This window comes from Paucibacter sp. KBW04 (assembly GCF_003852425.1).
In the GTDB taxonomy this organism is placed as follows: domain Bacteria; phylum Pseudomonadota; class Gammaproteobacteria; order Burkholderiales; family Burkholderiaceae_C; genus Paucibacter_A.
Window position 1 is genome coordinate 390,963 of sequence record NZ_QAJN01000010.1, and the last position, 14,902, is coordinate 405,864.

General features: G+C 63.7%; 12 protein-coding genes. All 12 read right to left on the reverse strand.

Features of this window, described 5'->3' with window-relative positions; all coding sequences use genetic code 11:
- Nucleotides 1–131 precede the first annotated feature (131 nt).
- A complete protein-coding gene (gene gltX, locus DBR47_RS13715; protein WP_124450910.1) occupies nt 132–1,532 on the reverse strand; it encodes a glutamate--tRNA ligase in 1,401 nt (466 codons plus the stop codon).
- Nucleotides 1,529–2,755 (reverse strand): O-succinylhomoserine sulfhydrylase, encoded by a 1,227-nt coding sequence (locus DBR47_RS13720; RefSeq protein ID WP_124450912.1) that lies wholly within the window; start codon nt 2,753–2,755, stop codon nt 1,529–1,531. Before DBR47_RS13720 ends, gltX begins: the two co-directional genes overlap by 4 nt.
- Nucleotides 2,756–2,757: 2 nt before the next feature.
- Complete coding sequence (gene purF / locus DBR47_RS13725) at nt 2,758–4,272, reverse strand: amidophosphoribosyltransferase (protein ID WP_124450914.1); 1,515 nt, start codon at nt 4,270–4,272, stop codon at nt 2,758–2,760.
- A gap of 142 nt (nt 4,273–4,414) precedes the next feature.
- Nucleotides 4,415–4,903 (reverse strand): CvpA family protein, encoded by a 489-nt coding sequence (locus DBR47_RS13730; protein WP_124450916.1) that lies wholly within the window; start codon nt 4,901–4,903, stop codon nt 4,415–4,417.
- Nucleotides 4,904–4,978: 75 nt separating this feature from the next.
- The gene (locus DBR47_RS13735; protein ID WP_124450918.1) at nt 4,979–5,914 is read right to left on the reverse strand and encodes an SPOR domain-containing protein; all 936 of its coding nucleotides are present in this window, start codon (nt 5,912–5,914) and stop codon (nt 4,979–4,981) included.
- 151 nt (nt 5,915–6,065) lie between these two features.
- Nucleotides 6,066–7,364, reverse strand: coding sequence for a bifunctional tetrahydrofolate synthase/dihydrofolate synthase (gene folC / locus DBR47_RS13740; protein WP_124450920.1), 1,299 nt, complete (start codon nt 7,362–7,364; stop codon nt 6,066–6,068).
- Nucleotides 7,365–7,461: 97 nt separating this feature from the next.
- Complete coding sequence (accD, locus tag DBR47_RS13745) at nt 7,462–8,334, reverse strand: acetyl-CoA carboxylase, carboxyltransferase subunit beta (protein ID WP_124450922.1); 873 nt, start codon at nt 8,332–8,334, stop codon at nt 7,462–7,464.
- A 48-nt stretch (nt 8,335–8,382) separates the two neighbouring features.
- Nucleotides 8,383–9,180: a tryptophan synthase subunit alpha gene (gene trpA / locus DBR47_RS13750; protein ID WP_124450924.1), complete on the reverse strand. Its 798-nt coding sequence runs from the start codon at nt 9,178–9,180 to the stop codon at nt 8,383–8,385.
- Nucleotides 9,177–10,487, reverse strand: coding sequence for a tryptophan synthase subunit beta (gene trpB / locus DBR47_RS13755; protein ID WP_124450926.1), 1,311 nt, complete (start codon nt 10,485–10,487; stop codon nt 9,177–9,179). The genes trpA and trpB overlap by 4 nt, the downstream gene beginning before the upstream one ends.
- Before the next feature lie 13 nt (nt 10,488–10,500).
- On the reverse strand, nt 10,501–11,145 hold the full coding sequence (locus tag DBR47_RS13760; RefSeq protein ID WP_124450928.1) for a phosphoribosylanthranilate isomerase: 645 nt from the start codon (nt 11,143–11,145) through the stop codon (nt 10,501–10,503).
- A 14-nt stretch (nt 11,146–11,159) separates the two neighbouring features.
- A complete protein-coding gene (gene truA / locus DBR47_RS13765; protein ID WP_124450930.1) occupies nt 11,160–11,942 on the reverse strand; it encodes a tRNA pseudouridine(38-40) synthase TruA in 783 nt (260 codons plus the stop codon).
- A 107-nt stretch (nt 11,943–12,049) separates the two neighbouring features.
- The gene (locus DBR47_RS13770) at nt 12,050–14,827 is read right to left on the reverse strand and encodes a FimV/HubP family polar landmark protein (protein ID WP_231512301.1); all 2,778 of its coding nucleotides are present in this window, start codon (nt 14,825–14,827) and stop codon (nt 12,050–12,052) included.
- Nucleotides 14,828–14,902: the final 75 nt, after the last annotated feature.

Genomic DNA, 14,902 nt, shown 5'->3' on the forward strand with positions numbered 1-14,902 from the left:
ATCTTGTGCACCAGCTTTTGCTTCAGCTTCCTGACTTTGCATTGCTGCTTAGTCACTCTGCCTCGCTCCTAACTGCTGCTGCGATTCAAACGTCGCGCTGTTCAAGCAAGACATAGATTATAGGACGTTTTTTAGCTGGAGCGCAAGCGTTTGATGACAATTTCTTTATCAAATAGTTCCAGCACCGCATCGACGCTCGGAGTTTGCACCCGGCCGCAGACCAAAGCACGCACCGGCATGGCCAGTTGAGGCATCTTCAGGCCGTGGGCCGTGATGGTTTCCTTGATGGCTGCGGAGATGGCGGCCTTGTTCCATTCGATCGCGCTCAGCTTGTCGGCCAGGGTCGCCAAGGCAGGCTTCACGCTATCGGTGACATGAGCGGCCAGGTCCTCGGCGCTGGGTTGCACATCCACAAAGTACATGGTGAGCCAATCGGCCAAGGCCTCGGTGGTCGAACAGCGATCCTTGAACAAGGCGACCATGGGCTTGAGTTGAGCCGCATCCGCTTGAACACCTCGTTTGGCCAGCTGCACTTTGACCAGCTCGGCCAGACGTGCATCGTCGGCCTGCTTTATATAGTGGCTGTTGACCCACTCCAGCTTGGCGGGGTCCCACTGAGCCGGGCTCTTATTGCAATGCGTGCCGTCGAACCAGGCGATCAGTTGCTCACGCGAGTACAGCTCCTCGTCACCATGGCTCCAGCCCAGGCGCGAGAGATAGTTCAACATCGCCTCGGGCAGATAGCCCTTGTCTTCGTAATTGGTGACGCTGACGGCGCCACGACGCTTGGACAGCTTCAGACCATCGTCACCCAGGATGACAGGGAAGTGGCCGAATTGCGGCAGGGGTGCACCCAGGGCATTGAAGATATTGATCTGCCAGGGCGTGTTGTTGACATGCTCATCACCGCGGAAGACATGGCTGATCTTCATATCCCAGTCGTCCACCACCACGCAGAAGTTGTAGGTGGGCACGCCGTCGGGACGCACGATGATCAGATCGTCGATCTCGCGGTTGTTGATGGTGATGGGGCCTTTGACCAGGTCGTTCCAAGTCACATCGCCTTCGGGCGGATTCTTGAAACGGATGACTGGATCCACGCCAACGGGCACAGGCGGCAAGACCTTGCCCGACTCGGGGCGCCAGCGGCCGTCGTAGCCGGTCTTCTCGCCGCGAGCACGTTGGCCCTCACGCATGGCTTCCAGCTCTTCGGGCGAGCAGTAGCAGCGGTAGGCCGTACCAGCGGCCAGCATCTGATCGACCACTTGTTTATAGCGGTCCAGGCGCTGCATCTGATAGATCGGGCCTTCGTCATAGTCCAGGCCCAGCCACTTCATCGAGGCAATGATCTGGTCGACCGAATCCTGGGTCGAGCGGGCCACATCGGTGTCTTCGATGCGCAGCACGAACTGACCACCGTAGTGGCGGGCATAGGCCCAGGAGAACAGCGCTGTACGTGCCGTGCCCAAATGCAAGAAGCCGGTGGGCGAAGGCGCGATGCGCGTGCGGATAGGGTGAGGAGTCTGGCTCATTTCGAATGCTTCAAGGTAGAGATGCCGCGCAGCAGGTCATCGGTGATGTCGTCCACATGCTCCAGGCCCACGGCCAGGCGGATCAAGCCCTGGCTGATGCCCGCCGCCTGGCGCTGGGCCTCGCTCAGGCGTCCATGCGAGGTGGTGGCCGGGTGGGTGATGATGGACTTGGTATCGCCCAGATTGGTGGCGACGCTCAGCACGCGTGTGCTGTCGATCAGATGGAAGGCGGCGGCGCGCGCGGCCTCGGGCGAGTCGGCTTTCAATTCAAAAGACAGAACCGCCCCACCCAAGCCCCCCTGCTGACGCATGGCCAGCTCATGCTGGGGATGCGAGGGCAAGGCCGGGTAGAACACCCGCGCCACCTCGGGCCGGGCCTCCAACCAATGGGCCACTTTCATAGCCTGCTCGCTCAAACCCCGCATGCGCAGGCTCAGCGTTTCCAGGCCCTTGAGGACCACCCAGGCGTTGAAGGGCGCCAACACCATGCCGGCCGTGCGCATCACCGGGCCGAACACGTCTTTGATCAGACGGTTAGGGCCACACAGCGCTCCGGCCATCACCCTGCCCTGCCCGTCCAGATATTTTGTGCCCGAATGCATGATCAGGTCGGCACCCAGCTTGGCCGGCTGTTGCAGGACGGGCGAGCAATAAGTGTTGTCCACGGCCAGCAAGGCGCCGGCGCCATGGGCGATATCGGCCAAGGCCTGGATGTCGCAGACCTCGGTCAGCGGGTTGGTGGGTGTCTCGGCAAACAGCAGTTTGGTCGTGGGCTTGAGGGCCGCGCGCCATTCGTTCAGGTCGGTCTGCGAGACGAAAGTCGTCTCCACACCGAACTTGCCGAACTCCTTGGCGAACAGATTCATCGTCGAGCCGAACACCGAGCGCGAACAGATCACATGGTCGCCCGCCTTCAGCAAGCCCATGCAGATCAGCAGAATGGCGCTCATGCCGCTGGCGGTGGCGATGGCACCTTCGGTGCCTTCCATTGCGGCCAAGCGGGCTTCCAGGCTGCGCACCGTCGGATTGCTGGTGCGCGCGTAGGTGAAGTCTTCCGACTCAGCGAAGCGGCGGGCCGAGGTCTCGGCATCCGGCTGCACAAAGGCGCTGGTCAAGAACAAGGCCTCGGAGTTCTCACCGTACTGGCTAGGTGCCAGGGCGGTGCGTACGGCCAGAGTCTCGGGGCGCAGGCCCTCGGGCAGCGGGCGGTCGTGCTGGCTCATGCTCACTGGCCCTCGCTACCGCTTTGCAGAGCCAAACGGCTGCGGGCCGGGCCCTCCTCTTCATCGCCCTGGCTGCGGCGCTGGGCCTCCAGCTTGGCAAAGTCCTCGGCGCTGACGTCGCCGGTGATGTACTCACCGTCGAAGCAAGAAGCCTCGAATCCCTTCAAGGCCGGCTGCAGTGCCGCCACCACGCGCTTCATCGCATCGACATCTTGATAGATCAAAGCATCAGCGCCGATGAACTCGCGGATCTCTTCGATGCTGCGGTTGTGCGCCACCAACTCTTCGCTGGTGGGCATGTCGATGCCGTAGACATTGCGGAAGCGCACCGGCGGTGCGGCCGAGGCCAGGTAGACCTTGCGAGCACCGGCTTCACGCGCCATCTGCACGATCTCCTTGGAGGTGGTGCCGCGCACGATGGAGTCATCCACCAGCAAAACATTGCGGCCCTTGAACTCCAGGCCGATGGCATTGAGCTTCTGGCGCACCGACTTCTTGCGGGCGCCCTGCCCCGGCATGATGAAGGTGCGGCCCACATAGCGGTTCTTCACAAAGCCTTCGCGGTACGGCTTGCCGATGCGATGGGCCAGCTGCATGGCCGAGGGGCGGCTGGATTCGGGGATGGGGATCACCACATCGATATCGCTGGGCGGCATGGTGGAGATCAGGCGCTGGGCCAGGGTCTCGCCCATATTCAGACGCGCCTGGTAGACCGAGATGCCGTCCATCACCGAGTCCGGGCGGGCCAGATAGACGAACTCAAACATGCAGGGGTTGAGCGAAGGATTCTCGGCGCACTGCTGAGTGTGCATCTGGCCGTTCATGTCGATGAACAAGGCCTCGCCGGGCGCCACATCCCGGATCAGCTGATGGCCCGTACCCTCCAGAGCCACGCTCTCGCTGGCCACCATGATCTCGCCATCGGCCGCCTGGCCGAAGCACAGGGGGCGAATGCCGTAGGGGTCGCGGAAAGCCAGCAAGCCGTGCCCAGCGATCAGGCAGATCACGGCATACGAGCCCTTGATGCGCTTGTGCACCGCACGCACGGCCTTGAACACCTCCTCAGGCGTCAAGGGCAGATCGCGCGCAGCCAGCTCCAATTCATGGGCCAGCACGTTCAGCAGCACTTCCGAGTCGCTCTCGGTATTGATGTGGCGGCGGTCGACGTTAAAAAGTTCGGCCTTCAAGCCCTGGGCATTGGTCAGGTTGCCGTTGTGCACCAGCACCATGCCGAAGGGCGCGTTGACGTAAAAGGGCTGCGCCTCTTCTTCGCTATAGGCATTGCCTGCCGTCGGGTAACGCACTTGGCCCAGGCCTATGCTGCCGGGCAATGCGCGCATATTGCGGGTACGGAACACATCCCGCACCATGCCGCGCGCTTTGTGCATAAAGCACTTATTGCCCTGCATGGTGACGATCCCGGCCGCGTCCTGGCCGCGATGTTGCAAGAGCAGGAGCGCGTCATAGATCAGCTGATTGACGGGGGAGCGGGAGATCACGCCGACGATGCCACACATGGCTATTCCTTCATTTCAACAGACACCCCAAGCTGCCAGGCAACCGCCCTTGTGAGGCGCAGACACGCGGTGCCAGGGACGTCCAGCATCGCGCCTGTGAGGCTAAAAAACACAGATGACAAATAAGGGCTTGAGCCTGGACTCAAGCCGGAATCATTTTTCTGACCGGCTCCGGTAACACCGGGCGCAGCCATTGCATAACCGTCTGAAAATGCGGCACCAACTGCGCTTGTCTCCATGTGGGTGACTGCGCAAAAGGCGTCATACCCACCACGGTCACCACCGCCACGCAAATCAGCAAGCCGCGCAAGAGCCCAAAGCCCGCGCCTCCCAGACGATCGACAAGACCCAAAGGCGTGGCATGAATCAGTGCTCGCAGCAGCTTGGCACTCAATCCCCACACCAGCAAAACCAGCAAAAAAGCCAGACCCAGGCTCAGCACATGAACCAGGCTCTCGCCCATACGTTCCAAGGGCAGCCAAGGTTGAATCAGCGGCGCCACATAAGGCATGGCGAAGTAAGCCACCAACCAGCCCAAAACCGACAAAACCTCAAACACCAGGCCACGCCACAAGCCCACCAGCACCGACAAGGCCAACACGCCCAGAAAGACCAGATCCAGCCACCCCATCTCAGGCCTTGACTGGGCTCAAGCACGGGCCAACGCACAAGTTCTGGCCCAGCAAACGCATCTGAAGCCGGCCGCTCACAGCGTCAACACCGCCGTCGACAAGCCCGTGGCTCGCACCTTGGCCGCCGCTTTGTCGGCCTCCTCGCGGCTGGCGAAGGGACCGACGCGAACGCGGATACGCGGGCCGCCCGGCGTGTTGACTTCCTGGGTATAGGTCTTGAGGCCCAACTTCTCCACCTTGAGCCGCGCCTCGTGCGCCGCCTTGCTGTCGGCATAAGCACCCACCTGCAAGATCACGCGGCCACCCGCGGCTGCCGGCTCGGCCGTCTTGGCTGCCGCCTTGCCCTCGAGCAAGGCCTGCACGCGAGCCGCTTCCTGCGCATGGGCCTTGGCGGCGGCGGCCTTTTCTGCAGCCTTGTCGGCAGCCTTGTCCGCGGGCTTCTCGGCATGCTTCTCAGTTTGCCTTTCGGCGGGCTTGTCGACCGCCTTGTCGACCGGCTTCTCTGTGCTCTTAGGCGAGGCCTTCTCCGGCGCCTTTTCAGCAGGCTTGTCCGCCGACTTGGGCGTCAGTGTTTGCGCCGCCACCACCGCGGTCGTGGTCGCCGCCGCAGCAGCCACCACCGTGCTCGAAGCTTGTTCTGCAGGCTTGCTAGCCACAGCCGACTTTGACGCGGGCGCCTCGGCCGCCACGGGCTCTGGCGGCGGCTCATTGACCACGGCTTGATTGGGCGCCGGGAAGCTGAGTTGCCCACCGACGGGTGCGCGCAAGGCCGGGCTGCCATCCTTGTTGGGAATCTCGATCGGCAGGTCGATGGGAATGGGGCGTGGCTGGGTCTCAAACACCAGGGGGAAGCCGATCACGCCCAGACCCACCAGCACGGCCGCACCGATCAGGCGGCGGCGGGCCCGCACGCGCAGCTGCTGCACCGCATCGGCCGAGTCCGCAACCGGCTTGGCGGCAGGTGCCGCGGAGCGCTGGGACAGGCGTTTGAAAAATGACAGCAAACCCATGGCAAGTTTTAGGCGTGATCGCCGCGTTGTATGGCCTCGTCAGCCGGGTAGAAAGCAGAACAACTCCGGCCCCTGGCTTGCTCAAAAAACAAAGCCAGGCCGGGGCCGAAAAAGGTCTTGCGATTGATGCTTTCGAGCCCTGCTCTGGAACTCAATGCACCTGCAAACGTGGCACACCGTTCTTGAGCACTCCACCCACGGTGAAGAAGGATCCGAAGACCAGAATTCTATCAGCGGGGTCTGCGGCAGCCGCCGCTGCAGCCAGGGCCGCGAGCGGATCCGCGTGGGTCTGCAACTGCAGGCCCGCGGGGGCCTTCAGCTGGCCAAGCTCGCGCAGCGATTCAAATTGCTCGCGCAGGGCTTGGGCCTTGGCCGCTCGGGGGATGTCCAAATCGCAGAAATGCCAGGCATCGACCAGCGGCGCCATGCGTTGGAAGATGGCGGCCAGGTCCTTGTCGGCCATGGCGCCAAACACCACATGGGTGCGCGGAAAGAAGCCCATCTGGTCCAGGTTCTGGGCCAGCGCGGCCACCGCGTGGGGGTTATGCGCCACGTCCAGCACCAGGGCCGGTTGGCCCGCCACCACCTGAAAGCGCCCCGGCAGCTCGACCAAGGCCAGGCCGGTACGCACGGCCTGCGCACTGATGGGTAGACGGTCGTACAAGGCCTCGAACACCGCCAGCACGCCGGCCGCATTGAGCAATTGGTTCACCCCGCGCAGAGCCGGATAGGCCAGGCCGCTGAAGCGCTTGCTGCGGCCCGTCCACTGCCATTGCTGGCGGTCGCCGCTGTAGTTGAAGTCGCGGCCCAGCTGGCGCAGGTCGGCACCCAGCTCGGCCGCGCGCGCGGCCAGGCTGGCGGGCGGCACGGGGTCGCTGACGACGACCGGCCGGCCGGCCCGCATGATGCCGGCTTTTTCACGGCCCACGGACTCGCGGTCCGGGCCTAAATACTCGGTGTGATCCAGATCGATGCTGGTGATGACGGCGCAATCGGCGTCGATGGCGTTGACCGCATCCAGGCGGCCACCCAGGCCCACTTCGAGGATCACCAGATCCAGCGGCTCGGCTGCCAAGCGCAGCATGATGGCCAGGGTGGTGAACTCGAAGTAAGACAAGGTCATCTCACCACGAGCGGCTTCGACGGCCTCGAAGAATGGCAGCAGCGACTCGGCCGCCACCGGTTCACCGCCGACCCGGCAACGCTCCTGGAAATGCACCAGATGCGGCTTGATGTAGAGCCCGACGCGGTAGCCGGCTTGCAAGGCGATGGACTCCAGCATGGCGCAGGTGGAGCCCTTGCCATTGGTGCCCGCCACCATCACCACCGGCGCCTCGAACTTCAGACCCAGCCGGTCACGCAGTTCAAGCACCCGCGCCAAGGTCATGTCTATGGTCTTGGGGTGCAGGCGCTCGCAGTGGGCGAGCCAATCATCAAGGGTGCGCGACATGGGTTTAAAGCTATTGCTTGAAGCAGTTGGCAGAAACAAGGACGGCCAGACCTTGTGGGCCTGGCCGCGGAACTAAAAAGTTAGATAGGTGCCGGAATCAGGCCACCGCGTCCGAGCTTTGACGCTGCAGCATGGCCAGTTGGCGAGCGATGGTCTCGCGCAGCTGGCGGCGGTCCACGATCATGTCGACGGCGCCCTTCTCCATCAGGAACTCGGCGCGCTGGAAGCCCGGGGGCAGCTTTTCGCGCACGGTGTTTTCAATCACCCGTGGGCCGGCAAAGCCGATCAAGGCCTTGGGCTCGGCAATCACCACATCGCCCACAAAGGCGAAGCTGGCGGACACACCGCCCATGGTGGGGTCGGTCAGCACGCTGATATAGGGCAGTTTGGCCTTGGCCAAACGGGTCAGAGCCGCATTGGTCTTGGCCATCTGCATCAGGCTCAGCAAACCTTCCTGCATACGGGCACCACCGGTGGCGGTGAAGCAGATGAAAGGCGTCTTTTGTTCGATGGCGGTTTCCACACCACGCACAAAACGCTCACCCACGACGGAGCCCATGGAGCCGCCCATAAAGCTGAACTCGAAACAGGCCGCCACCACGGGCACGGTCATCACCGCGCCGCCAAACACCACCAGAGCATCGGTCTCGCCGGTGTGCTCCAGGGCTTCTTTCAGGCGGTCGGGGTACTTCTTGCTGTCCTTGAACTTCAAGGCGTCCACCGGCAAGACTTCCTGACCGATTTCGTAACGGCCTTCGCCGTCCAGGAAAGCGTTCAGGCGCTCGCGCGCACCGATGCGGTGGTGGTGACTGCACTTGGGGCAGACATTGACGTTCTGCTCCAAATCGGTCTTGTAAAGAACGGTCTCGCAAGACGGGCACTTGATCCACAAACCCTCGGGCACCATGCGGCGCTCGTTGGGATCGGTTTGCTGCATCTTGGGCGGCAGTAGTTTTTCAAGCCAACTCACAAGCAGACTCCTCTCAATATGTCTCTGACTTAATGCTCACACGGATGCTCAGGCATCCAGCGCGGCACGAATCTCACGGATGAATTGCGCACCCGTGCTGGCGACATTATCGCGCGGCTGGCTCTCCAGCAGCTCAACAAGACGCGAACCGATCACCACGGCGTCCGAATGCTCGGCCACGGCGCGTGCGGTGACCGCGTCACGAATGCCAAATCCCACCCCCACCGGCACAGACACATGACGGCGTATGCGCGGAATCATCTCGGCCACGGCGTCGGTGTTCAAGTGCCCTGCCCCGGTCACGCCCTTGAGCGAGACGTAGTAGACATAGCCGCGCGCCACCTTGCCGACGCGCGCCATGCGCTCCTCGGTCGAGGTGGGAGCCAGCAAAAAGATGGGGTCCATGTCCTGGGCATGCAGCAGGCTGGCAAAGGCCTCGCATTCCTCGGGCGGGTAGTCCACCACCAGCACGCCATCCACGCCCGCCGCCTTGGCATCGGCGACAAAACGCGCCTGACCATAGCGCTCGATCGGGTTGGCGTAGCCCATCAAGACCACCGGCGTCGTGCGGTCGCTCTCGCGGAATTGCTTCACCGCGGCCAGGACCTGGGGCATGCCTATGCCCACCTTGAGCGCCCGCTCGGCCGCGCGCTGGATCACCGGGCCATCGGCCATGGGGTCGGAGAAAGGCACGCCCAGCTCGATCACATCGGCCCCGGCCTGGGCCATGGCCAGCATCAGTTCGACGGTGACATCGGGATAAGGATCGCCGGTATGGACAAAGGGAATCAAGGCCTTGCGGCCCTGGGCGGCCAGGCGTTCAAAGGTGGCTTGAATGCGGCTCATGGCTGGACTCCCTTGGCTTGTTGCAATGCGTCCAGTGAGACATGGGCCTCCGCGCCTCCTTTGACCGCTTGCCCCTTGCAGGAAGGACGGCAGAAGAACTCGGCCTTGGACAGATCGGCCACCGTGCCGATGTCTTTGTCACCTCGGCCCGACAGATTGACCAGCAGATGTTGATCGGCCGGCAGCGTAGGCGCCAGCTTGATCGCATAGGCCAGGGCGTGGCTGGATTCCAAGGCGGGGATGATGCCCTCGGTACGGCACAGGCGGTGGAAGGCACTCAAGGCTTCCTCGTCCGTCACCGACACATACTCGGCCCGGCCGATATCCTTCAAGTACGCATGCTCAGGGCCAACGCCGGGGTAGTCCAGGCCGGCGGAGACCGAATGCGTCTCGATGATCTGGCCGTTGTCATCCTGCAGCAGATAGGTGCGGTTGCCGTGCAAAACGCCGGGGCTGCCCTTGGTCAGCGTGGCGGAATGCTTGTCGGTCTCCAGCCCCAAGCCGGCCGCCTCCACGCCGATCAGGCGCACTTGGGCATGGTCGATATAGGGGTAGAAGATGCCGATGGCATTGCTGCCACCGCCCACGCAGGCGATCACCGCATCGGGCTGGCGGCCAATCATCTCGGGCATCTGCACCAGGCATTCATCGCCGATGACGCGCTGGAAGTCGCGCACCATCATCGGGTAGGGATGCGGGCCGGCCACGGTGCCGATGATGTAGAAGGTGGATTCCACATTCGTCACCCAGTCGCGCATGGCCTCGTTGAGCGCGTCCTTCAAGGTCTTGGAGCCCGACTCCACCGGCACCACACGGGCACCCAGCAGATTCATGCGGTAGACATTGGGGCTTTGGCGCTTGACGTCCTCGCTGCCCATATAGACCACGCATTCCATGCCGTAACGGGCGCAGATGGTGGCGGTGGCGACACCGTGCTGGCCGGCGCCGGTCTCGGCGATCACCCGCTTCTTGCCCATGCGCTTGGCCAGCAAGGCCTGGCCAATGGTGTTGTTGACCTTGTGCGCGCCGGTGTGGTTCAGGTCCTCGCGCTTGAGGAAGATCTGCGCGCCGCCCAACTCGCGGCTCAGGCGATCGGCGTGGTAGATGGGGCTTGGGCGGCCGACGAAATGGGCCAGCTCTTTTTTGTACTCGGCGATGAAGTCCGGGTCCTGGCTGTAGTGGGCGTAAGCGTCTTTCAGCTCGTCCAGGGCGTGGACCAGGGTTTCGGCGACAAAGCTGCCGCCATAGGTTTGGCCCTTGATGGGGCCGAAATGCCCGCTGGCATCGGGTTGATCGTAGCGATTCATGGTGTTGATCTCTTCAGGTTGGCAGTGCGGCGATGTGCGCATCGGCTTGGCGCACGGCATCACAGAACTGGCGTATCAGGACGGCGCTCTTCAGGCCCTTGGCCTCTTCCACGCCGGAACTCACGTCAACGGCCGTCGGCCGTACCTGAAGAATCCCGGTCAGCACATTTCCGGCATGCAACCCACCAGACAAAACGACTGGAGAGGGCACGTTTTTTGGAATGAGTGACCAATCGAATACCTTTCCACCGCCGCCATAGCCCTCGACATGAGCGTCGAGCAGCAGGGCTTGGGCACTTGAATACTGTGCCGCGAAGTTTAGCAAATCAAAACCCTCGCCCATACGCGCCGCACGCAGAAAAGGCCGTCCTGCCCGCTCGCAATCGGCCGGGGTCTCGTCGCCGTGGAATTGCAAGAGCATATGGGGCAAGGCCTTCAAGGCGGCATCCAACTCCGCCTGGCTGGCATTGACGAACAAACCCACCGGCGTGACAAAGGGCGGCAGCAAGCGCGCCAACTCGGCGGCGCGTGCCGGGCTCACATAACGCGGGCTCTTGGGATAGAAAACAAAGCCGATGGCATCGGCCCCGGCCTCCACCGCGGCCAGCACATCGGCCTCGCGGGTCAGGCCGCAGATCTTGATTCGGGTACGGCTCATCACTTGCTTCTCAATCAAGGCAGCCAATCCATGGCCGCTGTGTGTTCGGGAATGGCGAATTTGGGCTCGTAGTACGGGCCCTTGAAGTAGAGACCATCGGCCGGAAAGGTGGGCGCGGCCTGGGCCCGATTGCGGGCGGCCAACACCTCGGCCAGCCAGGCCAGGTTTCGCGTGCCATTGCCCACGGCGATCAGGCAACCCATGATGTTGCGCACCATATGGTGCAAAAAAGCCGAGGCGTCGAAGTCAAAGCGCCAGTAAGCACCGCGACGGGTGATCTCAATCGCTCGCAAGGTCTTGATGGGCGATTTGGCCTGGCACTGAGCCGCCCGGAAGGAACTGAAATCATGCTCGCCAATCAAGAGGCTGGCAGCAGCACGCATGGCCTCCAGATCCAGGGGCCGGAACACCCAGCCCACGCCCCCAGCCTCGATGGCCGGGCGCACCACCGACTCCAGCACCAGAAAGCTGTAACGCCGCCCCTGAGCGGAGAAGCGCGCATGGAAGTCATCACCAGGAAATGCACACCACTGGATCGCCACATCGGGCGGCAGATAGCGATTCGTGCCGCGCACCCAGGAGGCGGCCTCGCGCTGGATCTCGGTGTCGAAATGCACCACCTGATTGAGCCCGTGCACCCCCGTGTCGGTGCGGCCGGCGCAAATCGTGCGTACTGGCTGGGCGGCGAACTGGCTCAGGGCCAGCTCCAGCACGTCCTGCACGGTCTGGCCATCCGTCTGGCTCTGCCAGCCGTGATAGCCCTGGCCGCGGTAACTCACTCCCAGCGCGATGCGCATGCGCTGTTCTCCTGTTTACGAACAATCCCGTCACTCGTCATCGCGCATTCCAAAAATGAAAAAAGGCGCTCGTGCATCGAGCGCCTTTGTAGAGCTGATGGGCGCGATTATCGCAACTCGTCCAGCATGGCCTGCGCCTTGTCGCGCAAAGCCCCGCCGGACTTGGCGATCAGCTCCTGCAGCACCTCGCGCGCCCCTTCGGTGTCGCCGATCTGGCGGAACTCATCGGCCAGCTCCAGCTGGCGCATCAGCGGGTCACCCTCGTCGTCCGCCAAGGCATCCTGGGCCTGCGCCAGATGATCGACCGGCGCTTGCACCTCGGGCGCTGCTTGCTTGTTCAGCATGTCCTCAAACTCCAGCGGCAAGTCGCCGTCAAAAGCCGAGGACTCGGCGGTAGGAATGGGTTCCGGCGCATGGGCCACGGTCTCGGGGCCATGGCTGTCGGGCAGGGAAAGGTCGATGGAGGACAGATCAAAGTCCAGAGCCCCGCCCTGCTCCGGCGCCGGCTTGTGCGCCTCGTCGAGTGGCAGATCCAGATCAAACTCCAGATCACCCGAGCTGTCCGGCGTCACCCGGGCCGCAGGCGCTTCAGGGGCAGCAGGCTCGGACAGATCAAAGTCCATGGACAAGGGCGCTTGCTCCACGCTGGTGGCCATGGCCTGGGTGGCTTGCATGGCCAGCGGGGACACCGGGGCCGGCGTGGGCGCGCCCAAATCCAGATCGAGATCCAGATCAAAGCCGCTGGCCGGGCCGGCATCCAGCACCGGACGACTCAAGCCCTCGGTGGGATGCGCAGCGGCGCTTGCCGTGTAGGGCAAGGTGCTGGCATTCATGGGCTCGGGCCGCTCTTCACGGCTGCCATCAGTCTGGGTAGGCGCTCCACCCGGCTGGTAGAGCGGATTGTCTGGATCGATCTGGCGGCCCAGCTCCTGAGCCTTGGCCCAGTCCTCGCCCGTACCCTGGGTTTCGGCAAACAGGTGGATGGCCAGTTGCTCAAAGCCCTTGGTGTCGCGTCGCTTGGCGTAGACCTCCAGCAGTTTGAGGCGAATCGCCAGTCGCTCGGGGTTGGCGCGCAGTGCTTCCTTGAGGATTTCCTCGGCCTGCAGATCACGGCCGTAGGCCAGATAAACATCGGCCTCGGCCACCGGATCCACGTCGCCGATGGCGTCCAGCTGGCTCAGGGAGTAGTTCATCGAGGAGCCTGCACCGGCCGACTCGCGCGTGTCCACTCTCGCGCCACCGGTGGCGCCGAAGAAGGAGTCGGGCTGCACACGGCTCTCATGGAAGCCGGTGTCGGGCTTGCTGGCATCTTTGCGGCCACGCAGACGGTAAAGCCCCAGCGCGCCCAAGGCGGCTATCAAGGCACCACCCAGAGGCAGCAGCAAGGAGTTGTCCAGCAATTGATCGATCAGGCTGGGCTCGGCCACCGGCGCTTGCGGCGGGGGCGCCAGCACGGCGCTGGCTGCAGAGGCCGCAGGCTTGGTGGCACTGGCCGCCGCCACACGCGCTGGAGCCGATGCCGGTGCCGAAGCCGCAGAGGCTGCCGCCAGCGCCGCCGAGGGCGCTTGCGCCGCGGGCAAGGCCACGGCAGGCGCCGTCACCGGCAAGGCATTCGCTGCGGTTTTGGCCGCATCAGTCTCGGCTGGCTTGGCCGCCGTCGCTGCTGCCGAAGCAGCGGGCTTGGCCGCGCTGGAGAGCTTCTTCAACTCCTCCACATTGCGGGTCAACTCGGCCACCCGGGCGGCCGCATCTTTTTTCTCGGTTTCCTTGGAGGCCTTGGCCACCTTGGCTGCGGCAGCATCGGCCGCGCTGGCGGCCTTGCTGAGCGTCAGCTTGTCGGGTGCGGTATTGGCGGCGGGCTTTTTGTCCTCCACCGCGGTCTGCACCTGACCCTTGGCTTGGCGCTCATTGTGTTCTTGCTTGAGCGTCGGCGCGGCCGCACCCAGGCGTTGGCGATAAGCACTGAAATCCGTGCTTTGGGCGCGTATCACCTGGCGTGCTTCGGCAGGGCTCAGGCTCGCCAGACTATCGCCGGGCGGCACTTGCAGAACCGCACCGGACTTCAGGCGATTCATATTGCCATCGACAAAGGCGTCCGGATTGTTGCGGTACAGACCCACCAACATCTGATCCAGAGACACCCCGGCGGGCTGTGTCTTGACCGCGATGCGGTAGAGCACATCACCGGGCTTGACCTTGTACTCGCTGGCCGCGACCAGCTTCTCGGTCGGGACCGGAGCCGGGCTGTTCGTCTTGGGGCTGGCTTCGGCGCGCGGCTTGGGCTCGGCCTTGGGGCGTGCTGCAGCGGCACTGCCGCCATTCGCAGCCGAAGCCGGCGCGGCTTCGCTAGGCGCTGCCGCCGGAAGCGCTGCGGGCGCGGGCGCAGGCGCCTGAGCAAACACGGGTGAAGTGACTGCCGCTGGCGCCGGGCCGGACGGGCGGGTCGCGGCCGGCGGATCGAACAGCAAGGTGTATTCGCGCACCAGACGGCCGCTGGCCCAGGTGAGCTCCAGAATCACGTCGACAAAAGGCTCTTGCACCGCGCGGTCGCTGCTGACCCGCAGATAAGAGCGGCCATCGCGGCGCGTCACCTGCACCTGGGTGCCGGTCAGCACGCTGTTGTATTCAACGCCGGTGGCGCGATAGGCATCGGGCGGCGCCACGCGAACCTTGAGGCTGCCGGCTTCTTCGGCGGTGAGGCTGGTGATATCGATCTCGGCCTTGAGCGTTTCACCCAGGGCGGACTGAACGGTCAAACGACCCAGGCCGACGGCAGCGGCGCTGGTGCTGGCCACAAGCAGCGCGGCGGCGGCGATGTGCGAGAGGGCGAAACGCCCGAAACATGGAGCCAGGGAAGCGGCGAACAAGCCGGGCGAGCGGCTCACTCCCAAATTCCCTGACACCTCAGGCATTGCGCTGGTACTTTGTTTCAAGGCGTCCCCCAAAGCAACAAAGCGGAA

What these genes read in the sequence shown, in the direction of transcription:
- folC (WP_124450920.1), bottom strand. Translation starts at nt 7,364, where the DNA reads ATGTCGCGCACCCTTGATGATTGGCTCGCCCACTGCGAGCGCCTGCAC.
- DBR47_RS13760 (WP_124450928.1), bottom strand. Translation starts at nt 11,145, where the DNA reads ATGAGCCGTACCCGAATCAAGATCTGCGGCCTGACCCGCGAGGCCGAT.
- truA (WP_124450930.1), bottom strand. Translation starts at nt 11,942, where the DNA reads ATGCGCATCGCGCTGGGAGTGAGTTACCGCGGCCAGGGCTATCACGGC.
- purF (WP_124450914.1), bottom strand. Translation starts at nt 4,272, where the DNA reads ATGTGTGGCATCGTCGGCGTGATCTCCCGCTCCCCCGTCAATCAGCTG.
- DBR47_RS13720 (WP_124450912.1), bottom strand. Translation starts at nt 2,755, where the DNA reads ATGAGCCAGCACGACCGCCCGCTGCCCGAGGGCCTGCGCCCCGAGACT.
- trpB (WP_124450926.1), bottom strand. Translation starts at nt 10,487, where the DNA reads ATGAATCGCTACGATCAACCCGATGCCAGCGGGCATTTCGGCCCCATC.
- gltX (WP_124450910.1), bottom strand. Translation starts at nt 1,532, where the DNA reads ATGAGCCAGACTCCTCACCCTATCCGCACGCGCATCGCGCCTTCGCCC.
- trpA (WP_124450924.1), bottom strand. Translation starts at nt 9,180, where the DNA reads ATGAGCCGCATTCAAGCCACCTTTGAACGCCTGGCCGCCCAGGGCCGC.
- DBR47_RS13735 (WP_124450918.1), bottom strand. Translation starts at nt 5,914, where the DNA reads ATGGGTTTGCTGTCATTTTTCAAACGCCTGTCCCAGCGCTCCGCGGCA.
- DBR47_RS13730 (WP_124450916.1), bottom strand. Translation starts at nt 4,903, where the DNA reads ATGGGGTGGCTGGATCTGGTCTTTCTGGGCGTGTTGGCCTTGTCGGTG.